General features: G+C 40.0%; 27 protein-coding genes. All 27 read right to left on the bottom strand.

Annotated features, from left to right (window positions below; translation table 11 throughout):
* Nucleotides 1-121: 121 nt before the first annotated feature.
* The 27 genes from rpsI to rplP all read right to left on the bottom strand — a co-directional run bounded on the left by rpsI (nucleotide 122) and on the right by rplP (nucleotide 15,084).
* Nucleotides 122-514, bottom strand: a complete 393-nt coding sequence (gene rpsI / locus M3Z76_RS08965; protein ID WP_042478678.1) for a 30S ribosomal protein S9 — start codon at nucleotides 512-514, stop codon at nucleotides 122-124.
* A 28-nt stretch (nucleotides 515-542) separates the two neighbouring features.
* On the bottom strand, nucleotides 543-980 hold the full coding sequence (gene rplM, locus M3Z76_RS08970; protein WP_293925887.1) for a 50S ribosomal protein L13: 438 nt from the start codon (nucleotides 978-980) through the stop codon (nucleotides 543-545).
* Nucleotides 981-1,222: 242 nt separating this feature from the next.
* The gene (truA, locus tag M3Z76_RS08975; protein WP_293925884.1) at nucleotides 1,223-1,960 is read right to left on the bottom strand and encodes a tRNA pseudouridine(38-40) synthase TruA; all 738 of its coding nucleotides are present in this window, start codon (nucleotides 1,958-1,960) and stop codon (nucleotides 1,223-1,225) included.
* Nucleotides 1,961-1,969: 9 nt separating this feature from the next.
* Complete coding sequence (locus tag M3Z76_RS08980) at nucleotides 1,970-2,767, bottom strand: energy-coupling factor transporter transmembrane component T family protein (protein WP_293925881.1); 798 nt, start codon at nucleotides 2,765-2,767, stop codon at nucleotides 1,970-1,972.
* Nucleotides 2,764-3,636 (bottom strand): energy-coupling factor ABC transporter ATP-binding protein, encoded by an 873-nt coding sequence (locus M3Z76_RS08985; protein WP_293925878.1) that lies wholly within the window; start codon nucleotides 3,634-3,636, stop codon nucleotides 2,764-2,766. Before M3Z76_RS08985 ends, M3Z76_RS08980 begins: the two co-directional genes overlap by 4 nt.
* The gene (locus M3Z76_RS08990; RefSeq protein ID WP_293925876.1) at nucleotides 3,612-4,457 is read right to left on the bottom strand and encodes an energy-coupling factor ABC transporter ATP-binding protein; all 846 of its coding nucleotides are present in this window, start codon (nucleotides 4,455-4,457) and stop codon (nucleotides 3,612-3,614) included. The genes M3Z76_RS08985 and M3Z76_RS08990 overlap by 25 nt, the downstream gene beginning before the upstream one ends.
* A 459-nt stretch (nucleotides 4,458-4,916) precedes the next feature.
* Nucleotides 4,917-5,297, bottom strand: a complete 381-nt coding sequence (rplQ, locus tag M3Z76_RS08995; protein WP_042478668.1) for a 50S ribosomal protein L17 — start codon at nucleotides 5,295-5,297, stop codon at nucleotides 4,917-4,919.
* A gap of 41 nt (nucleotides 5,298-5,338) precedes the next feature.
* Nucleotides 5,339-6,283: a DNA-directed RNA polymerase subunit alpha gene (locus tag M3Z76_RS09000; protein ID WP_042478667.1), complete on the bottom strand. Its 945-nt coding sequence runs from the start codon at nucleotides 6,281-6,283 to the stop codon at nucleotides 5,339-5,341.
* A 145-nt stretch (nucleotides 6,284-6,428) separates the two neighbouring features.
* The gene (rpsK, locus tag M3Z76_RS09005; protein ID WP_053482801.1) at nucleotides 6,429-6,818 is read right to left on the bottom strand and encodes a 30S ribosomal protein S11; all 390 of its coding nucleotides are present in this window, start codon (nucleotides 6,816-6,818) and stop codon (nucleotides 6,429-6,431) included.
* 26 nt (nucleotides 6,819-6,844) lie between these two features.
* The gene (rpsM, locus tag M3Z76_RS09010) at nucleotides 6,845-7,210 is read right to left on the bottom strand and encodes a 30S ribosomal protein S13 (RefSeq protein ID WP_107839038.1); all 366 of its coding nucleotides are present in this window, start codon (nucleotides 7,208-7,210) and stop codon (nucleotides 6,845-6,847) included.
* Between the two features lie 23 nt (nucleotides 7,211-7,233).
* Nucleotides 7,234-7,347, bottom strand: a complete 114-nt coding sequence (rpmJ, locus tag M3Z76_RS09015; protein WP_000868344.1) for a 50S ribosomal protein L36 — start codon at nucleotides 7,345-7,347, stop codon at nucleotides 7,234-7,236.
* A 37-nt stretch (nucleotides 7,348-7,384) separates the two neighbouring features.
* Nucleotides 7,385-7,603 (bottom strand): translation initiation factor IF-1, encoded by a 219-nt coding sequence (gene infA, locus M3Z76_RS09020; protein WP_042478660.1) that lies wholly within the window; start codon nucleotides 7,601-7,603, stop codon nucleotides 7,385-7,387.
* A gap of 421 nt (nucleotides 7,604-8,024) precedes the next feature.
* The gene (locus M3Z76_RS09030) at nucleotides 8,025-8,678 is read right to left on the bottom strand and encodes an adenylate kinase (protein WP_293924229.1); all 654 of its coding nucleotides are present in this window, start codon (nucleotides 8,676-8,678) and stop codon (nucleotides 8,025-8,027) included.
* Nucleotides 8,679-8,749: 71 nt separating this feature from the next.
* The gene (gene secY / locus M3Z76_RS09035; protein WP_293924227.1) at nucleotides 8,750-10,054 is read right to left on the bottom strand and encodes a preprotein translocase subunit SecY; all 1,305 of its coding nucleotides are present in this window, start codon (nucleotides 10,052-10,054) and stop codon (nucleotides 8,750-8,752) included.
* Entirely contained in the window at nucleotides 10,054-10,494 is a 441-nt protein-coding gene (gene rplO / locus M3Z76_RS09040) for a 50S ribosomal protein L15 (RefSeq protein WP_293924225.1), read from the bottom strand. The genes secY and rplO overlap by 1 nt, the downstream gene beginning before the upstream one ends.
* A 34-nt stretch (nucleotides 10,495-10,528) precedes the next feature.
* Nucleotides 10,529-10,711 (bottom strand): 50S ribosomal protein L30, encoded by a 183-nt coding sequence (rpmD, locus tag M3Z76_RS09045; protein ID WP_193768921.1) that lies wholly within the window; start codon nucleotides 10,709-10,711, stop codon nucleotides 10,529-10,531.
* 10 nt (nucleotides 10,712-10,721) lie between these two features.
* A complete protein-coding gene (gene rpsE / locus M3Z76_RS09050; protein WP_107839043.1) occupies nucleotides 10,722-11,225 on the bottom strand; it encodes a 30S ribosomal protein S5 in 504 nt (167 codons plus the stop codon).
* Between the two features lie 21 nt (nucleotides 11,226-11,246).
* Nucleotides 11,247-11,606, bottom strand: a complete 360-nt coding sequence (gene rplR, locus M3Z76_RS09055) for a 50S ribosomal protein L18 (protein WP_293924221.1) — start codon at nucleotides 11,604-11,606, stop codon at nucleotides 11,247-11,249.
* Nucleotides 11,607-11,639: 33 nt separating this feature from the next.
* A complete protein-coding gene (gene rplF, locus M3Z76_RS09060) occupies nucleotides 11,640-12,179 on the bottom strand; it encodes a 50S ribosomal protein L6 (protein ID WP_293924219.1) in 540 nt (179 codons plus the stop codon).
* A gap of 30 nt (nucleotides 12,180-12,209) precedes the next feature.
* The gene (gene rpsH, locus M3Z76_RS09065) at nucleotides 12,210-12,608 is read right to left on the bottom strand and encodes a 30S ribosomal protein S8 (protein WP_293924216.1); all 399 of its coding nucleotides are present in this window, start codon (nucleotides 12,606-12,608) and stop codon (nucleotides 12,210-12,212) included.
* A 31-nt stretch (nucleotides 12,609-12,639) separates the two neighbouring features.
* A complete protein-coding gene (locus tag M3Z76_RS09070) occupies nucleotides 12,640-12,825 on the bottom strand; it encodes a type Z 30S ribosomal protein S14 (protein WP_036183114.1) in 186 nt (61 codons plus the stop codon).
* Between the two features lie 21 nt (nucleotides 12,826-12,846).
* On the bottom strand, nucleotides 12,847-13,386 hold the full coding sequence (gene rplE, locus M3Z76_RS09075; protein WP_042478649.1) for a 50S ribosomal protein L5: 540 nt from the start codon (nucleotides 13,384-13,386) through the stop codon (nucleotides 12,847-12,849).
* A gap of 28 nt (nucleotides 13,387-13,414) precedes the next feature.
* The gene (gene rplX, locus M3Z76_RS09080; protein WP_042478647.1) at nucleotides 13,415-13,723 is read right to left on the bottom strand and encodes a 50S ribosomal protein L24; all 309 of its coding nucleotides are present in this window, start codon (nucleotides 13,721-13,723) and stop codon (nucleotides 13,415-13,417) included.
* A 38-nt stretch (nucleotides 13,724-13,761) separates the two neighbouring features.
* Entirely contained in the window at nucleotides 13,762-14,130 is a 369-nt protein-coding gene (gene rplN, locus M3Z76_RS09085; RefSeq protein ID WP_004233650.1) for a 50S ribosomal protein L14, read from the bottom strand.
* Between the two features lie 44 nt (nucleotides 14,131-14,174).
* The gene (gene rpsQ / locus M3Z76_RS09090) at nucleotides 14,175-14,438 is read right to left on the bottom strand and encodes a 30S ribosomal protein S17 (protein ID WP_066168887.1); all 264 of its coding nucleotides are present in this window, start codon (nucleotides 14,436-14,438) and stop codon (nucleotides 14,175-14,177) included.
* A 24-nt stretch (nucleotides 14,439-14,462) separates the two neighbouring features.
* The gene (gene rpmC / locus M3Z76_RS09095) at nucleotides 14,463-14,660 is read right to left on the bottom strand and encodes a 50S ribosomal protein L29 (protein WP_042478642.1); all 198 of its coding nucleotides are present in this window, start codon (nucleotides 14,658-14,660) and stop codon (nucleotides 14,463-14,465) included.
* Nucleotides 14,650-15,084, bottom strand: coding sequence for a 50S ribosomal protein L16 (rplP, locus tag M3Z76_RS09100; RefSeq protein WP_042478640.1), 435 nt, complete (start codon nucleotides 15,082-15,084; stop codon nucleotides 14,650-14,652). The genes rpmC and rplP overlap by 11 nt, the downstream gene beginning before the upstream one ends.

Consider the following 15,084-nt stretch of genomic DNA (forward strand, 5'->3'; position numbering starts at 1 on the left):
AAATCGAACAGAAAGTGCCTTCTTTTTATTTTGAAAACCAATACGATATAAAAAACGTAAGTTTTTCAGTGCCCTCCGACAACCGAGAGAGGTTTTGAAAAACGCTGATATAACAACGATATTAACGTTTTGAGAACTGTGGTGAACGACGAGCGCCGCGTAAACCTGGTTTTTTACGCTCTTTCATACGTGCATCACGAGTTAATAAACCTGCAGATTTAAGTGCTGGACGGAAATCTGGGTCAACTTGTAATAAAGCGCGTGCGATACCGTGACGGATTGCACCAGCTTGACCTGTGAAACCACCACCGTTTACGTTTACATGAACGTCGTAGCTACCTTTTGTTTCAGTTGCTTCAAGTGGTTGGTTGATGATTAAAAGTAAAGTTTCGTATGGTAGGTAATCCGCAACATCACGGTTATTGATTACGATTTTGCCTTCGCCTGGTACTAAACGTACGCGAGCTACTGAGCTTTTACGGCGACCTGTGCCGATGTATTGAACTTGTGCCAAGATTGTATCCTCCTATTAATGTAGTATATTATCCGCGAAGCTCGTAGCTTTCCGGTTTTTGTGCTGCATGTGGGTGCTCTGCGCCAGCATAAACATTAAGTTTGCTGAACATTTTACGACCTAAAGAGTTTTTAGGAAGCATCCCTTTAACCGCTAACTCGATCATTTGAGTTGGGTATTTTTCTTTCATTTCGCCAGCTGTGCGTTGTTTTAAACCACCAGCGAATTGAGTGTGACGGTAATAGATTTTACCCTCTAATTTGTTACCTGTTAATTCGATTTTGTCAGCGTTGATGATGATTACGTGATCACCTGTGTCAACGTTTGGTGTGAAAGTTGGTTTATGTTTACCACGTAAAATGGCAGCTACTTCAGAAGCTAAACGTCCAAGAGTTTGGCCTTCTGCGTCAACTACTAACCATTTACGTTCTACTTCGTGACCTTTAGCCATGAATGTTGTACGCATGTATATATCCTCCTAATTAATTCGATTACCGTTATTTTTCATTATTATACACTATAAGTTTCGGGGCTTATTTGTGGTGGTAATGAAAATACCATACATCATCATATAACGAATTGCACTATAAGTCAAGAATTTTTATTGAACACCTGGAGATGTTGTTAAAGCATGAATATTGCAGGAAAAGCTTGAAATAATGCCGTTTTGGCGGACTAGTTTATTGCCTTACCAATAATATTTGTAATCTAATAAAACACTTCCTCCAAATAAAGTCCATGTGCAGGTGCTGTTTTCCCTGCCTTGCTACGATCCTGTGCTTCAATTGCCTCCGCTACTGTTTGAGCTTCACGACGACCAATGCCAACCTCCCATAGCGTACCTGCAATAATACGTACCATATTATATAAAAAACCATTGCCTGCAATTGTCATATGTAGCTCATCACCGATCCATTCTAATTCTAATGAATGAACTGTACGCACTTTATCAACAACGCTCGTATTAGCTGCACAAAAACACGTGAAATCATGTGTGCCAACAATCAATTGTGCCGCTTCATGCATCGCTTCAATATTCGGTTTGATGCCTCTCGTTTCTACTGAATAAAAGCGTCGAAATGGACTTTGTACTTTACTACAATCCCAAATATAACGATAACGTTTACCTGTTACGCTATATCGAGCATGGAAATCATCTGCTACTTGCTCTACAGCTAAAATGCGAATATCGTTTGGCAGCTGGACATTTAATGCCTTTTGATAGCTATCAGTGGGGATTACTAACGATGTATCAAAATGAATTACTTGTCCGGTTGCATGCACACGTGCATCTGTACGACCACTCGCAGTGACATGTACACGCTCACCTTTGTGCATTTTCATTAATACCTTTTCTAGCTCTAGTTGCACTGTTCGCTCACCAGGCTGTACTTGATAGCCAGCAAATTGTGTACCATCATAGCTAATTGTTGCTTTTAATCTCATGCGTCACCTCTAGTTTCGATAAAATACGAGCACAGCTGTCAACACAAGGAGTGAGATAACACAAATCGTATCACGGTAATCCCACTTCAACTGACGGTAGCGTGTTCTACCTTCCCCGCCACGATAACCACGCACTTCCATCGCTGTCGCTAAATCTTCAGCACGTTTAAAGGCACTGACGAAAAGTGGCACTAATAATGGGACAACCGCCTTTAAGCGATCCTTGATTGGCCCTGCACTTAAATCAGAGCCACGAGCCATTTGTGCTTTCATAATTTTATCCGTTTCATCCATTAGGGTTGGGATAAAGCGTAACGAGATAGACATCATTAACGCTAATTCATGCACAGGCACTTTAATTTTCTTTAATGGGTTAAGCAATACTTCAAGACCATCTGTAATCGATATTGGCGATGTTGTTAATGTTAAAATCGATGTCATAAATACGAGCACTAAAAAGCGAATCGAAATAAAAATACCTTGTCTCAAGCCTTGCTCATAAATTTTTAAGAAGCCTAAATCTAAAACGACTGCACCTTCACGCGTAAACAGCGTATGCAATAAAAATGTAAAGATCATTAAAAAGATAATTGGCTTTAAACCATTAATCAAAAAATATAGGCGAATGCGAGATATTAATATAATAAACAGAGTGAATGCAAGAAGTGCTGCATACGTGACAACATTATTTGCTAAGAAGACAACAACGATAAAAGCAAAGACAAAAATAAGCTTCGCTCGTGGGTCTAGTTTATGTACAAATGAATTGCCTGGAATGTAGCGACCAAAAATCATTTTCTCCATCATTTTTGGTCACGCCCCTTCTTGACAGCCTGTGCTAATTCAATCGCTAGCTCTTCCTCTGTTAAACACACTTTCGGCAATGTCTCACCTATCAATTTCTCCACGCGCTGCTGGAACCGAACAATTCGTGGTGGTTCGAGTCGATATTTCGCTAACGTTTCCACATCTGTAAAAATAGCTCTAGGCTCTCCAGTGACTACACAGCGACCTTCATGCATAATCGCAATGCGATCTGCGTAGCGTGCTGCATCCTCCATGCTATGTGTCACAAGAATCGTTGTTAGCCCTTGTGTTTGATGCAATTGATAGAACATGTCCATAATTTCCTTTTGACCACGTGGGTCTAAGCCTGCTGTTGGTTCATCTAATACGATGACCTCTGGCTGCATTGCCAAAACACCCGCAATTGCTACCCTGCGCATTTGCCCTCCTGATAAATCAAAGGGTGATTTTTCTAGCACTTCCTCTGGCAAGCCTACAAGTGCAATCAGCTCACGTGCTCGACGCTCTGCCTCTTCCGCAGAAACCCCAAAATTCATTGGTCCAAACATAATATCCTTTAATACTGTTTCTTCAAATAATTGATGCTCTGGAAATTGAAAAACGATACCTACTTTTTGACGTACAGGCTTTAGCTCCTTAGCTTTCTTTCCTGCTTCAATTATGCGATCGCCGATATGGACTTCACCTGTAGAAGGCTTTAATAGCCCATTAAAGTGCTGTAAGATAGTTGATTTCCCCGAGCCCGTATGTCCGATAATTGCTTGATACGATTGATGAGGAATCACTAAATCCACATCATATAGCGCATATTTTTCAAATGGCGTATCTTTCCCATAAGCATAGCTTACTTGTTGAAGTTTGATGTCCATAAATCATTCACCAGCTCTTCTTCTGTCATATGTTGCCCTACTAGCTTAACACCTTGCTGCTGTAAAAGCTTTGTCATTTTCATTGCAAAAGGTAAATCTAAGCCAAATGCAATTAATTCTTCACCTAACGCAAAAATCTCATTCGGTGTACCTTCTGCATATTTTTTGCCATCATTCATAAAAATAATACGGTCTGCTAGCATTGCTTCTTCTAAATCATGTGTAATCGAAATAACTGTTAATCCAATTTTTTCACGTAGCGCTTGTACTGTACCTAACACTTCATCGCGCCCTTGTGGGTCTAACATGGATGTAGCTTCATCTAATATTAAAACTTTCGGGTATATCGCTAATGCGCCTGCAATGGCTACACGTTGCTTCTGCCCTCCAGATAAATGATGTGGTTCATGGTTTAAAAACTGATCCATTTTTACTTGCTTTAATGCATCCTTTACACGTGTGACCATTTCTTCATATGCTACACCATTGTTTTCTAATGAAAATGCAACATCGTCCTGCACTGTTGCACCAACAAATTGATTGTCAGGGTTTTGGAACACCATCCCAACTTGTGACCGTATATCCCACAGGTTTTCCTCTGTTAAAGGATCACGCAATACACGTACTTCACCTTCAGCTGGGAATAATAAACCGTTCATAAGCTTTGCCATTGTTGATTTACCTGAACCATTATGGCCAACGATTGCAATCCATTCTCCTTGTTGCACGCTAAATGAAACATTTTGCACTGCTTTACGTGCTGTTTCATCTTCGGGTGTATAAGAAAATGTCACATTGTGAAAAGATAAAATTTCTGTCATAACTCAGCTGCCCCTTCCTTTCTCTGCTCCACTATTAAAATTACACTGTTTTCTAAACAATTTCCACATATACATATATAAAAATAAAGCACGTTGTAAAGCAATAATTGCCTAAACGTACTTTATGTTTATGTATGTAACTTGCAAGTTTATTTCCTGGGTAATCGCTTAGCTCATTCTCTAGTAATATAGGAATATCAAGCTGTTTCAAAATAAAAAAGCGCGCACCTCATTCAGAGAAATGCGCTTATCACTACATTAAGGAGAATACGGCTGCTCATTTCCGTACTCTGATTGAATGAGGTGCGGAGAGCTAGACGAGACGCCAACATGAAGTTTCGCTCATCGTAACGCTCTGCTTAATTATTTGTCGTATAAATCTTTACTATTTAAAGAAAGGGAGTGCCATTGTTCATAGGTGAACTAGGCACCCCCTCAAAATCAACTGTCGTTAATGGATTAAACTAGTTCAATCACAACTACAGGTGCGCCGTCTCCACGACGAGGACCTACTTTAAGGATACGAGTGTAACCACCTTGACGCTCTGCGTAACGTGGTGCAACATCATCGAACAATTTTTGTAGTGCGAATGAAGTTGTTTCGTTACCTTCTTCGTCAGTTTTTGTTACTAACTCACGACGGATAAATGCAGCCGCTTGACGACGAGCATGTAAATCACCGCGTTTACCTAAAGTAATCATTTTTTCAACAGCTTTACGAACTTCCTTCGCGCGAGCTTCAGTTGTTTCGATGCGCTCGTTGATGATTAAGTCAGTAGCTAAGTCACGTAACATCGCTTTACGTTGAGAACTTGTACGACCAAGTTTTCTGTAACCCATGGATGTTTCCCTCCTTTAAAAAATATCTATTTCAAATTCGCTTAGTCTTCTTTACGTAATCCTAAACCAAGCTCTTCTAACTTCGCTTTAACTTCTTCTAAAGACTTGCGACCAAGGTTACGCACTTTCATCATGTCATCTTCTGATTTATTCGCTAATTCAAGCACCGTATTGATACCTGCGCGTTTTAAACAGTTGTAAGAACGAACAGAAAGATCTAGCTCTTCGATAGTCATCTCTAAAACCTTTTCTTTTTGGTCTTCTTCTTTTTCTACCATGATTTCAGCAGTTTGCGCTTCATTTGTCATGCCTACGAAAATGTTTAAATGCTCTGTTAAAATTTTCGCTCCAAGCGAAATCGCCTCTTTCGGACCGATACTTCCATCTGTCCATACATCAAGTGATAACTTATCGTAATCAGAGTTTTGTCCAACACGAGTGTTTTCCACTTGGAAATTGACGCGTGAAACTGGAGTGTAAATAGAGTCGATCGGGATCACGCCGATAGGAAGATCCTCACGTTTGTTTTGATCAGCAGGAGTATAGCCACGACCACGTTGCGCATACATACGCATACGTAAATGACCGTTTTTCGCGATTGTTGCAATATATAGATCTGGATTTAAAATTTCAACGTCGCTGTCATGTGTAATGTCAGCAGCAGTAACCGTTCCATCACCTTTTACATCAATCTCAATGACTTTTTCTTCGTCAGAGTAGATTTTTAAAGCTAACTTTTTCACGTTTAAGATAATTGAAGCAACATCTTCTACAACGCCTTCTACAGTAGAGAATTCGTGTAATACGCCGTCAATTTGAATTGACGTTACAGCAGCTCCTGGTAATGAAGACAGAAGGATACGACGTAAAGAATTTCCCAAAGTGTTTCCATATCCGCGCTCTAGCGGTTCTACAACAAACTTGCCATATTTGGCATCTTCGCTGATCTCCACTGTCTCAATCTTTGGTTTTTCAATTTCGATCATTCAATTTACCCTCCTTCAAAACATCAATGTATAGGTTCATACCATCATAGTTGTTATTCTTGATTGACTTTACTAATAAGTTGCACAAGACATTTGCACAAAGAAATGATGTACTTAAAGATATAAAATCTTTAAGCTGCACCCACTACACGCGACGACGTTTTGGCGGACGGCAACCGTTATGTGGAACTGGAGTAACGTCTTTAATAGCAGTTACATCTAAACCAGCAGCTTGAAGTGCACGAATAGCAGCTTCACGACCAGCACCAGGACCTTTAACAGTTACTTCCAACGTTTTTAGACCATGTTCAAGGGATGCTTTTGCAGCTGTTTCAGCAGCCATTTGAGCAGCAAATGGTGTAGATTTACGTGAACCACGGAAACCAAGAGCACCAGCGCTTGACCAAGATACAGCGTTACCTTGCATATCTGTAATCGTTACGATTGTATTGTTAAATGTAGAACGAATGTGTGCAATACCAGATTCAATATTCTTTTTCACACGACGTTTACGAGTTTGTTGTTTACGAGCCATGTTAAGAAGGAACCTCCTTTACTTAATTATTTTTTCTTATTCGCTACAGTTTTACGAGGACCTTTACGCGTACGTGCGTTGTTCTTCGTATTTTGACCACGAACAGGTAAACCACGACGGTGACGGATACCACGGTTACAACCGATTTCCATCAGACGTTTAATATTAAGTGAAACTTCGCGACGTAAGTCACCTTCCACTTTATAAGTGTCTAATTGTTCACGGATTTGGTTTAATTGATCTTCAGTTAAGTCGCGAACGCGGATATTTTCATCAATACCTGCAGCTGCTAATACTTTTTGTGAAGTTGTTTTACCAATACCGAAAATGTAAGTTAATGAAATTACAACGCGTTTGTCGCGAGGAATATCAACACCAGCAATACGTGCCATTTACGTGTGCACCTCCTTATTAATTATCCTTGTTTTTGTTTGTGTTTAGGATTTTCACAGATTACCATTACTTTACCGCGTCGGCGAATTACTTTACACTTTTCGCAGATCGGTTTCACAGATGGTCTCACTTTCATCTAACCTAACCTCCTTAATAGTCCGGAGTGCAAAAGATTATTTAAAACGGTATGTGATACGACCGCGAGTTAAATCATATGGAGATAACTCAATAGTAACCTTATCTCCCGGTAGAATGCGGATAAAGTGCATACGAATCTTTCCAGAAACATGTGCAAGCACTACATGCCCATTTTCTAATTCTACCTTAAACATCGCGTTTGGCAAAGTCTCAACAACTGTCCCTTCGACTTCAATTACATCATCTTTCGCCATTCACTCTCGTCTCCCTTCTATATGCAATTTCTGATTATCATACAGATAACCATTATAACTGTTTTCTTCCGTTATTTAGAAGCAACTCGTCTCAACATATGCTTGGATTGTATGAGAGATGTTCGAAAGACGCTCGTCTGGTTTCGCTTCACACAATCCATGGAATAAACAGATTCCGGTAAGAAAGCTGTATCCCTTATGTTAACACGATAGCCGGAATGTCTTGGATGAGAGATTCATACCCGTTACACAGATGCTTCCACGAAACCCTTTATACAATAAGTGGATCATTACACAAACCGTGCTCCCCTCTTCCGTATTAATTGGGTACAATATGCTTTTGCAACTCTCAAAAATTATGTTTCGTTGTTGCCTCCGCATGCCTCCCGCGAAAGCAGTTCACTTGCGCCTGGGTCGGGTATCAGCTGCGGCCGCTCTGTAATAGAGCATCAAGATCAGCAAATACTTTAGCAATATCTTGCTGTCCATCAATATTCGTTAAAACACCTTTAGCTTGGTAAAAGTCAAGTAAAGGCTGCGCTTGATTCATATTTACTTCCAAACGATTTGTAACCGTTTCTGGATTATCGTCAGCACGTGTATAAAGCTCGCCACCGTCTTTATCACATTTTCCTTCTTCCTTAGGAGGATTGAAAATTAAGTGATAAGAAGCGCCACAAACTTTACAAATGCGACGTCCGCTTAAACGTGCTACTAATTCGTCTTTATCAACTTGGATATTAATCGTATGTTCGATAGCTCGACCTAGATTTTCAAGAATGCCATCTAGCGCCTCTGCTTGAGGAACTGTACGTGGGAATCCATCTAATAAAAAACCTTTTTCACAGTCAGCTTGTGATAATCTTTCACGAACGATACCAATTGTTACTTCATCAGGTACTAATGCACCTTGATCCATAAACGATTTAGCTTGTAAGCCAAGCTCAGTACCGTCTTTTATCGCTGCACGGAACATATCGCCTGTAGAAATATGAGGGATTGCGTACTTCTCAACAATTTTGTCTGCCTGTGTACCTTTACCAGCACCTGGCAGGCCCATTAAAACGATATTCATACGAAGTTTCCCCCTATAAAGCTACTGTGTCTAGCTGGTTAAGGAAACGAAATCGTTCCCTAAAACCAACGTTATTTCATAAAGCCTTTATAATGACGTTTTACTAGTTGAGCTTCTAATTGCTTCATTGTTTCAAGTGCTACACCAACTACGATAATCATACTTGTTCCACCAATTTGAGCAGAAGCAGGTAAGTTCATAAATGTAGTAAATAAAATCGGCATAACAGAGATAACACATAAGAAGATAGCGCCAACGAAAGTTAAACGATAAAGAACTTTTGTTAAATAAGCCTGTGTATCATTACCTGGACGAATACCCGGAATGTATGCACCTTGTTTCTTTAAGTTGTCTGCCACATTTTCTGGATTCACTTGAACGAATGCATAGAAGTATGTGAAGGCAACAATTAAAGCGATATAAAGTGTTAATCCGATTAAACCAGTTGCCTGCTTATAATCGAACATATTAGTAATAAATGTTGTTACGCTATTTTCACCGAAGAACGTCGCCAACGTTTGTGGTGTAACGATGAATGCCATCGCAAAGATTACCGGAATAACCCCTGCCGCATTTACTTTTAACGGTAAGTGCGTTTGTTGACCACCTGTTTGCTGTGCTCGACCAGTTACTCGTTTTGCGTATTGAATTGGAATTTTACGCAACGCTTGGTTGACATAAATTACTCCAACAATAACAGCAAGTAATACTAATACTAGTAATGCAAGGATTACAATTCGAATGAATAGTTGGTCACCTGCACCTTGGATTTGCTGTGCATAAACTTGGTTAACTGCAGTTGGAATTGCTGCTACGATACCAGCAAAGATAATAATGGAAATACCATTACCTACACCGTTTGCTGTAATTTGCTCAGACAACCAAAGTAGGAAAGCAGTACCTGTTGTTAACACAATTGCAATTGTTAAATACGAACCGATACTCGTATCCGTAATCAATGAGCCACCGTACATCTGATTAAAACCAAATGACATAGCAAATGATTGGATAAGTGCTAAAACGATTGTAAAATATCTTGTAAATTGTGCTAACTTACGTCGACCAACTTCACCTTGTTTTGCCCATTCTGCAAATTTAGGAACAACGTCCATTTGCAATAATTGCACAATGATTGAAGCAGTAATGTATGGCATAATCCCCATCGCAAAGATAGAGAAGTTTGCCAATGCACCACCACCGAAAGTATTTAAGAAGCCGATAATATTAAACTCATCAGCAGCTTTCAATACTTGAGCGTCCACGTTTGGTACAGGAATAAATGTACCAATACGAAAGACGATTAGCATTAATAATGTGAAGATGATTTTATTTCGTATATCTCGAACGCGCATAAAGTTAGAGATCGTCTGAAACATTAAATCACCTCAGTTGTTCCGCCAGCATTCTCGATTGCTGCTTTCGCAGAAGCAGAGAATTTATGAGCTTTTACTGTAAGCTTTTTCGTTAAAGTTCCATTGCCTAAAACTTTAATACCAGCTTTTTCATTACTCACAATACCAGTTTCTAATAACAATGCAGCAGTTACTTCTGCGCCGTCTTCGAAACGGTTTAATGCATCAAGGTTAACGATAGCGTATTCTTTACGGTTAATATTTGTAAAGCCTCGTTTAGGTAAACGACGGAATAGTGGGTTTTGACCACCCTCAAAGCCTGGGCGAACGCCGCCGCCAGAACGTGCGTTTTGACCTTTATGACCTTTACCTGCAGTTTTACCGTTACCAGAACCGATACCACGACCAACTCGGTTACGTACTTTACGTGATCCTTCTGCTGGTTTCAACTCATGAAGTTTCATTATGAGTGGCACCTCCTTGTTCAATGATATGAAATTAAATTTCTTTTACAGTAACTAAGTGAGCTACTTTTGTAAGCATACCGCGAACAGCAGCGTTATCAGCGTGTTCAACAGTTTGGTTAGTTTTACGTAAGCCAAGAGCCTCAATAGTTTTACGTTGTGCTGGTTTTGTACCAATCACAGATTTAGAAAGGGTAATTTGTAATTTAGCCATTATAATTCCCCCCTTATCCTAATAATTCTTCCACTGATTTACCGCGAAGTTTTGCAACGTCCTCAGCTTGTTTTAATTCAGTTAAACCTGCAATAGTTGCACGCACCATGTTAATTGGTGTGTTTGAACCTAGAGATTTTGAAAGAATATCAGTAATACCAGCTAACTCTAATACAGCACGTACTGGACCACCAGCGATAACCCCTGTACCTGGAGCAGCAGGTTTAATTAACACTTTACCTGCACCGAAGCGACCTTGCACTAAGTGTGGAGTAGTTCCACCTACGCGTGGTACTTCGATTAAGTTTTTCTTCGCGTCTTCAACAGCTTTACGGATAGCGTCTGGCACCTCTTGAGCTTTACCAGTACCGAATCCTACATGGCCGTTCTTGTCTCCAACAACAACTAATGCTGTGAAGCGGAAGCGACGTCCACCTTTAACAACTTTCGCTACGCGGTTAATTGTAACTACGCGTTCTTCAAGTTGTTCTAATTTGTTTGCGTCAATGCGACTCATGAAGTATGTCCCTCCTTCTTATTAAAATTCTAAGCCGTTTTCACGTGCAGCTTCAGCTAAAGCTTTTACACGTCCATGATATAAGTAACCACCACGGTCAAATACAATTGTAGTAATATTTTTTTCCGCAGCGCGTTTTGCGATTGTTTCACCGATTTTAGCAGCTGCTTCAACGTTAGATCCGCTACCCTCGAAAGCTTTTTCTTGTGTATTAGCAGATACTAAAGTTACACCAGCTACGTCATCAATTAATTGTGCGTAAATGTTCTTGTTTGAACGGAATACGTTTAAGCGTGGACGCTCAGCAGTACCCGTAATTTTTGAACGTACACGTGCATGACGTTTTTTACGAACTTGATTTTTATCTTGTTTCGTAATCACAGAGGTCACTCCTTTCTAATGCTTTATTTCGCATTATTTACCTGTTTTACCTTCTTTACGACGAACGTATTCGCCTTCATAACGAATTCCTTTGCCTTTATATGGCTCTGGAGGACGAACATCACGGATGTTAGATGCTAATGCACCAACACGCTCTTTATTAATACCTTTAACGATGATTTTCGTGTTTGAAGGAACTTCAATTTCTAAACCTTGTTCAGGTGTAAACTCTACTGGATGAGAGTAACCTACGTTAAGTACAAGTTTGCTACCTTGCAATTGAGCACGGTAACCTACCCCGATAAGTTCTAGAGAGCGAGAGAAACCTTCAGAAACACCAGTTACCATGTTAGCTAACAAAGCACGAGTTGTACCGTGAATTGTGCGGTGTTCTTTTGATTCAGAAGGGCGAACAACAGTAATGATGTTGCCTTCTTGCTCGATTTTCATATCTTGATTGAATTGACGAACTAGTTCGCCTTTTGGTCCTTTTACTGTAACAGTGTTGTCAGCAGCGACTTCAACTGTTACACCAGCAGGTACCTCGATAAGTTTTTTACCTACGCGAGACATTAAGTTGCACCTCCATTCTTTTGTTACTAATTACCAAACGTATGCTAAGATTTCTCCGCCAACTTGTTTAGCGCGAGCTTCTTTATCAGTTAATAAACCTTGTGAAGTTGATACTAAAGCGATACCAAGACCGTTTAATACTTTAGGCACTTCGTTAGTTTTAGCGTATACGCGTAGACCAGGTTTAGAAATACGTTTTAAACCAGTGATTACACGTTCGTTATCTTTACCGTATTTTAAGAAGATACGGATGATTCCTTGCTTGTTGTCTTCGACATACTCTACGTCACGTACGAAACCTTCACGCTTTAAAATTTCAGCGATGTCTTTCTTTAAGTTAGAAGCAGGAACTTCTAATTTCTCGTGACGAACCATGTTCGCGTTACGAATACGAGTAAGCATATCTGCAATCGGATCAGTCATTGTCATGAAAATTTACCTCCTTCCCAAAATTAGGGGATTACCAGCTGGCTTTTTTAACGCCAGGAATTTGTCCCTTATATGCAAGTTCACGGAAACAAATACGGCAAAGCTTAAATTTACGATATACAGAGTGTGGACGGCCACAGCGTTCACAACGTGTATATTCTTGTACTTTAAACTTTTGCTTACGTTGTTGTTTAATGATCATTGATTTTTTAGCCACGTTTTCGCCCTCCTTATTTGATTACTTCTGGAACGGCATACCGAATTGTGTCAATAACTCGCGAGCTTCTTCATCAGAATTCGCAGTCGTTACGATCACGATGTCCATACCGCGTACTTTCGAAACTTTATCGTAATCGATTTCTGGGAAAATTAATTGTTCTTTCACACCTAAAGTGTAGTTACCGCGTCCGTCAAATGCTTTTTTAGAAACACCGCGGAAGTCACGTACACGTGGTAATGCGATAGAGATTAATTTATCCAAGAATTCATACATACGCTCACCGCGTAATGTAACTTTAGCACCGATAGGCATACCTTCACGTAAACGGAAACCTGCAATCGATTTTTTCGCTTTTGTTACAACTGGTTTTTGACCAGTGATAGTTGCTAATTCTTCTACAGCAGCGTCTAATGCTTTAGAGTTTTGTACAGCGTCACCAACACCCATGTTAATAACGATTTTCTCCACTTTCGGCACTTGCATTACTGATTTATATTCAAACTTGCTCACTAGAGCAGGTGAAACTTCATTTACAAATTTTTCTTTTAGGCGGCTCATGTTCGTACCTCCTTTCTCGTTTTACTTATTAGTCGATTACTACACCTGATTTTTTTGCAACACGAACTTTTTTACCGTTTTCGATTTTATAACCTACACGAGTCGGCTCGCCAGATTTAGGATCGATTAGCATTACGTTCGATACGTGGATTGCAGCTTCTTGAGATACAATACCACCTTGTGGGTTTAACTGGTTAGGTTTGATATGCTTTTTAACGATATTAACGCCTTCAACAAGAACGCGGTCTTGTTTTGGGAAAGCAGCTAAGATAACGCCTTCTTTACCTTTATCTTTACCAGTAATAACTTTTACTTTGTCGCCCTTTTTTACATGCATTGTGTGTCGCACCTCCTTGATTGGTACTGTCATGAAAATTAAAGAACTTCTGGAGCTAGAGAAACGATTTTCATGAAGTTGCTGTCACGTAATTCACGTGCAACAGGTCCGAAAATACGAGTTCCGCGTGGTGACTTATCATCTCTGATAATAACGCAAGCATTTTCATCAAATTTAATGTAAGTACCATCTTTACGACGAACGCCAGATTTTGTGCGAACGATAACAGCCTTAACAACGTCACCTTTCTTGACAACGCCACCTGGTGTTGCTTTCTTAACTGTACATACGACGATATCGCCGATGTTAGCAGTTTTACGTCCAGAACCACCAAGTACTTTAATAGTTAAAACTTCACGTGCACCTGAGTTGTCAGCAACTTTCATACGACTTTCTTGTTGGATCACTTAGGTTACCTCCCTTCGGAACTTTATATTTTCCGAAATAGTTATTAGATAATAACCGCTTTTTCTACAACTTCCACTAGACGGAAATGTTTAGTAGCTGATAGCGGGCGAGTTTCCATGATACGTACGATATCACCGATTTTCGCAGTGTTTTGCTCATCATGAGCCTTAAACTTTTTAGAATACTTTACACGTTTACCGTAAAGCTTGTGCTTTTTGTATGTTTCAACTAAAACAGTAACAGTTTTGTCCATTTTGTCAGAAACAACACGGCCTGTGTAAACTTTGCGTTGGTTACGCTCAGTCATGCCAGAAAACCTCCTTTATTCGTATTATTGTGCACTGATTTCTCTTTCACGAATCACAGTTTTCATGCGCGCAATCGCTTTACGAACTTCGCGGATGCGAGCTGTGTTTTCTAATTGACCAGTCGCCAATTGGAAGCGAAGGTTGAAAAGCTCTTCTTTCAGTGATTTCACTTTTAATTCGATTTCAGAAGTGGCAAGGTCACGGATTTCATTAGCTTTCATTAGATTCACCACCAGTTTCTTGACGTTTTACGATCTTACATTTAACAGGAAGCTTATGTGATGCTAAACGAAGTGCTTCACGTGCGATCTCTTCAGATACACCAGCAATTTCGAACATAATTTTTCCTGGTTTTACTACTGCTACCCAACCTTCAGGAGAACCTTTACCAGAACCCATGCGGACTTCTAGAGGCTTTTTCGTATAAGGTTTGTGCGGGAAGATTTTAATCCAAACTTTACCGCCACGTTTCATGTAACGTGTCATTGCAATACGGGCAGATTCGATTTGACGGTTTGTAATCCATGATGCTGTAGTAGCTTGTAAGCCCCACTCACCAAATGTTACTTCTTTACCGCCTTTCGCTTCGCCACGCATGTTACCACGGTGTTCACGACGATATTTTACGCGTTTTGGTAATAACAT

It is taken from the genome of Metasolibacillus sp. (genome assembly GCF_025291715.1).
Classification (GTDB): Bacteria; Bacillota; Bacilli; order Bacillales_A; family Planococcaceae; genus Metasolibacillus; species Metasolibacillus louembei.

Excerpts from the sequence above, each read along its gene's own strand:
- rplE (WP_042478649.1), bottom strand. The coding sequence starts at position 13,386 with ATGAGCCGCCTAAAAGAAAAATTTGTAAATGAAGTTTCACCTGCTCTA.
- rplM (WP_293925887.1), bottom strand. The coding sequence starts at position 980 with ATGCGTACAACATTCATGGCTAAAGGTCACGAAGTAGAACGTAAATGG.
- rpsM (WP_107839038.1), bottom strand. The coding sequence starts at position 7,210 with ATGGCACGTATTGCTGGTGTTGATATTCCTCGCGACAAACGCGTTGTA.
- rpsH (WP_293924216.1), bottom strand. The coding sequence starts at position 12,608 with ATGACAATGACTGATCCGATTGCAGATATGCTTACTCGTATTCGTAAC.
- M3Z76_RS08980 (WP_293925881.1), bottom strand. The coding sequence starts at position 2,767 with ATGATGGAGAAAATGATTTTTGGTCGCTACATTCCAGGCAATTCATTT.
- rplX (WP_042478647.1), bottom strand. The coding sequence starts at position 13,723 with ATGCATGTAAAAAAGGGCGACAAAGTAAAAGTTATTACTGGTAAAGAT.
- rplO (WP_293924225.1), bottom strand. The coding sequence starts at position 10,494 with ATGAAACTTCATGAGTTGAAACCAGCAGAAGGATCACGTAAAGTACGT.
- M3Z76_RS09030 (WP_293924229.1), bottom strand. The coding sequence starts at position 8,678 with ATGAATATCGTTTTAATGGGCCTGCCAGGTGCTGGTAAAGGTACACAG.
- M3Z76_RS08985 (WP_293925878.1), bottom strand. The coding sequence starts at position 3,636 with ATGGACATCAAACTTCAACAAGTAAGCTATGCTTATGGGAAAGATACG.
- rplQ (WP_042478668.1), bottom strand. The coding sequence starts at position 5,297 with ATGGGTTACAGAAAACTTGGTCGTACAAGTTCTCAACGTAAAGCGATG.
- rpsQ (WP_066168887.1), bottom strand. The coding sequence starts at position 14,438 with ATGACTGAGCGTAACCAACGCAAAGTTTACACAGGCCGTGTTGTTTCT.
- rplP (WP_042478640.1), bottom strand. The coding sequence starts at position 15,084 with ATGTTATTACCAAAACGCGTAAAATATCGTCGTGAACACCGTGGTAAC.
- M3Z76_RS08990 (WP_293925876.1), bottom strand. The coding sequence starts at position 4,457 with ATGACAGAAATTTTATCTTTTCACAATGTGACATTTTCTTATACACCC.
- truA (WP_293925884.1), bottom strand. The coding sequence starts at position 1,960 with ATGAGATTAAAAGCAACAATTAGCTATGATGGTACACAATTTGCTGGC.
- infA (WP_042478660.1), bottom strand. The coding sequence starts at position 7,603 with ATGGCGAAAGATGATGTAATTGAAGTCGAAGGGACAGTTGTTGAGACT.
- secY (WP_293924227.1), bottom strand. The coding sequence starts at position 10,054 with ATGTTTCAGACGATCTCTAACTTTATGCGCGTTCGAGATATACGAAAT.
- rpsK (WP_053482801.1), bottom strand. The coding sequence starts at position 6,818 with ATGGCTCGTAAACAACAAACTCGTAAACGTCGTGTGAAAAAGAATATT.
- rpmJ (WP_000868344.1), bottom strand. The coding sequence starts at position 7,347 with ATGAAAGTGAGACCATCTGTGAAACCGATCTGCGAAAAGTGTAAAGTA.
- rpmC (WP_042478642.1), bottom strand. The coding sequence starts at position 14,660 with ATGAAAGCTAATGAAATCCGTGACCTTGCCACTTCTGAAATCGAATTA.
- M3Z76_RS09000 (WP_042478667.1), bottom strand. The coding sequence starts at position 6,283 with ATGATCGAAATTGAAAAACCAAAGATTGAGACAGTGGAGATCAGCGAA.
- rpsE (WP_107839043.1), bottom strand. The coding sequence starts at position 11,225 with ATGAGTCGCATTGACGCAAACAAATTAGAACAACTTGAAGAACGCGTA.
- rplF (WP_293924219.1), bottom strand. The coding sequence starts at position 12,179 with ATGTCTCGCGTAGGTAAAAAACTTATCGAGGTACCTGCTGGTGTAACA.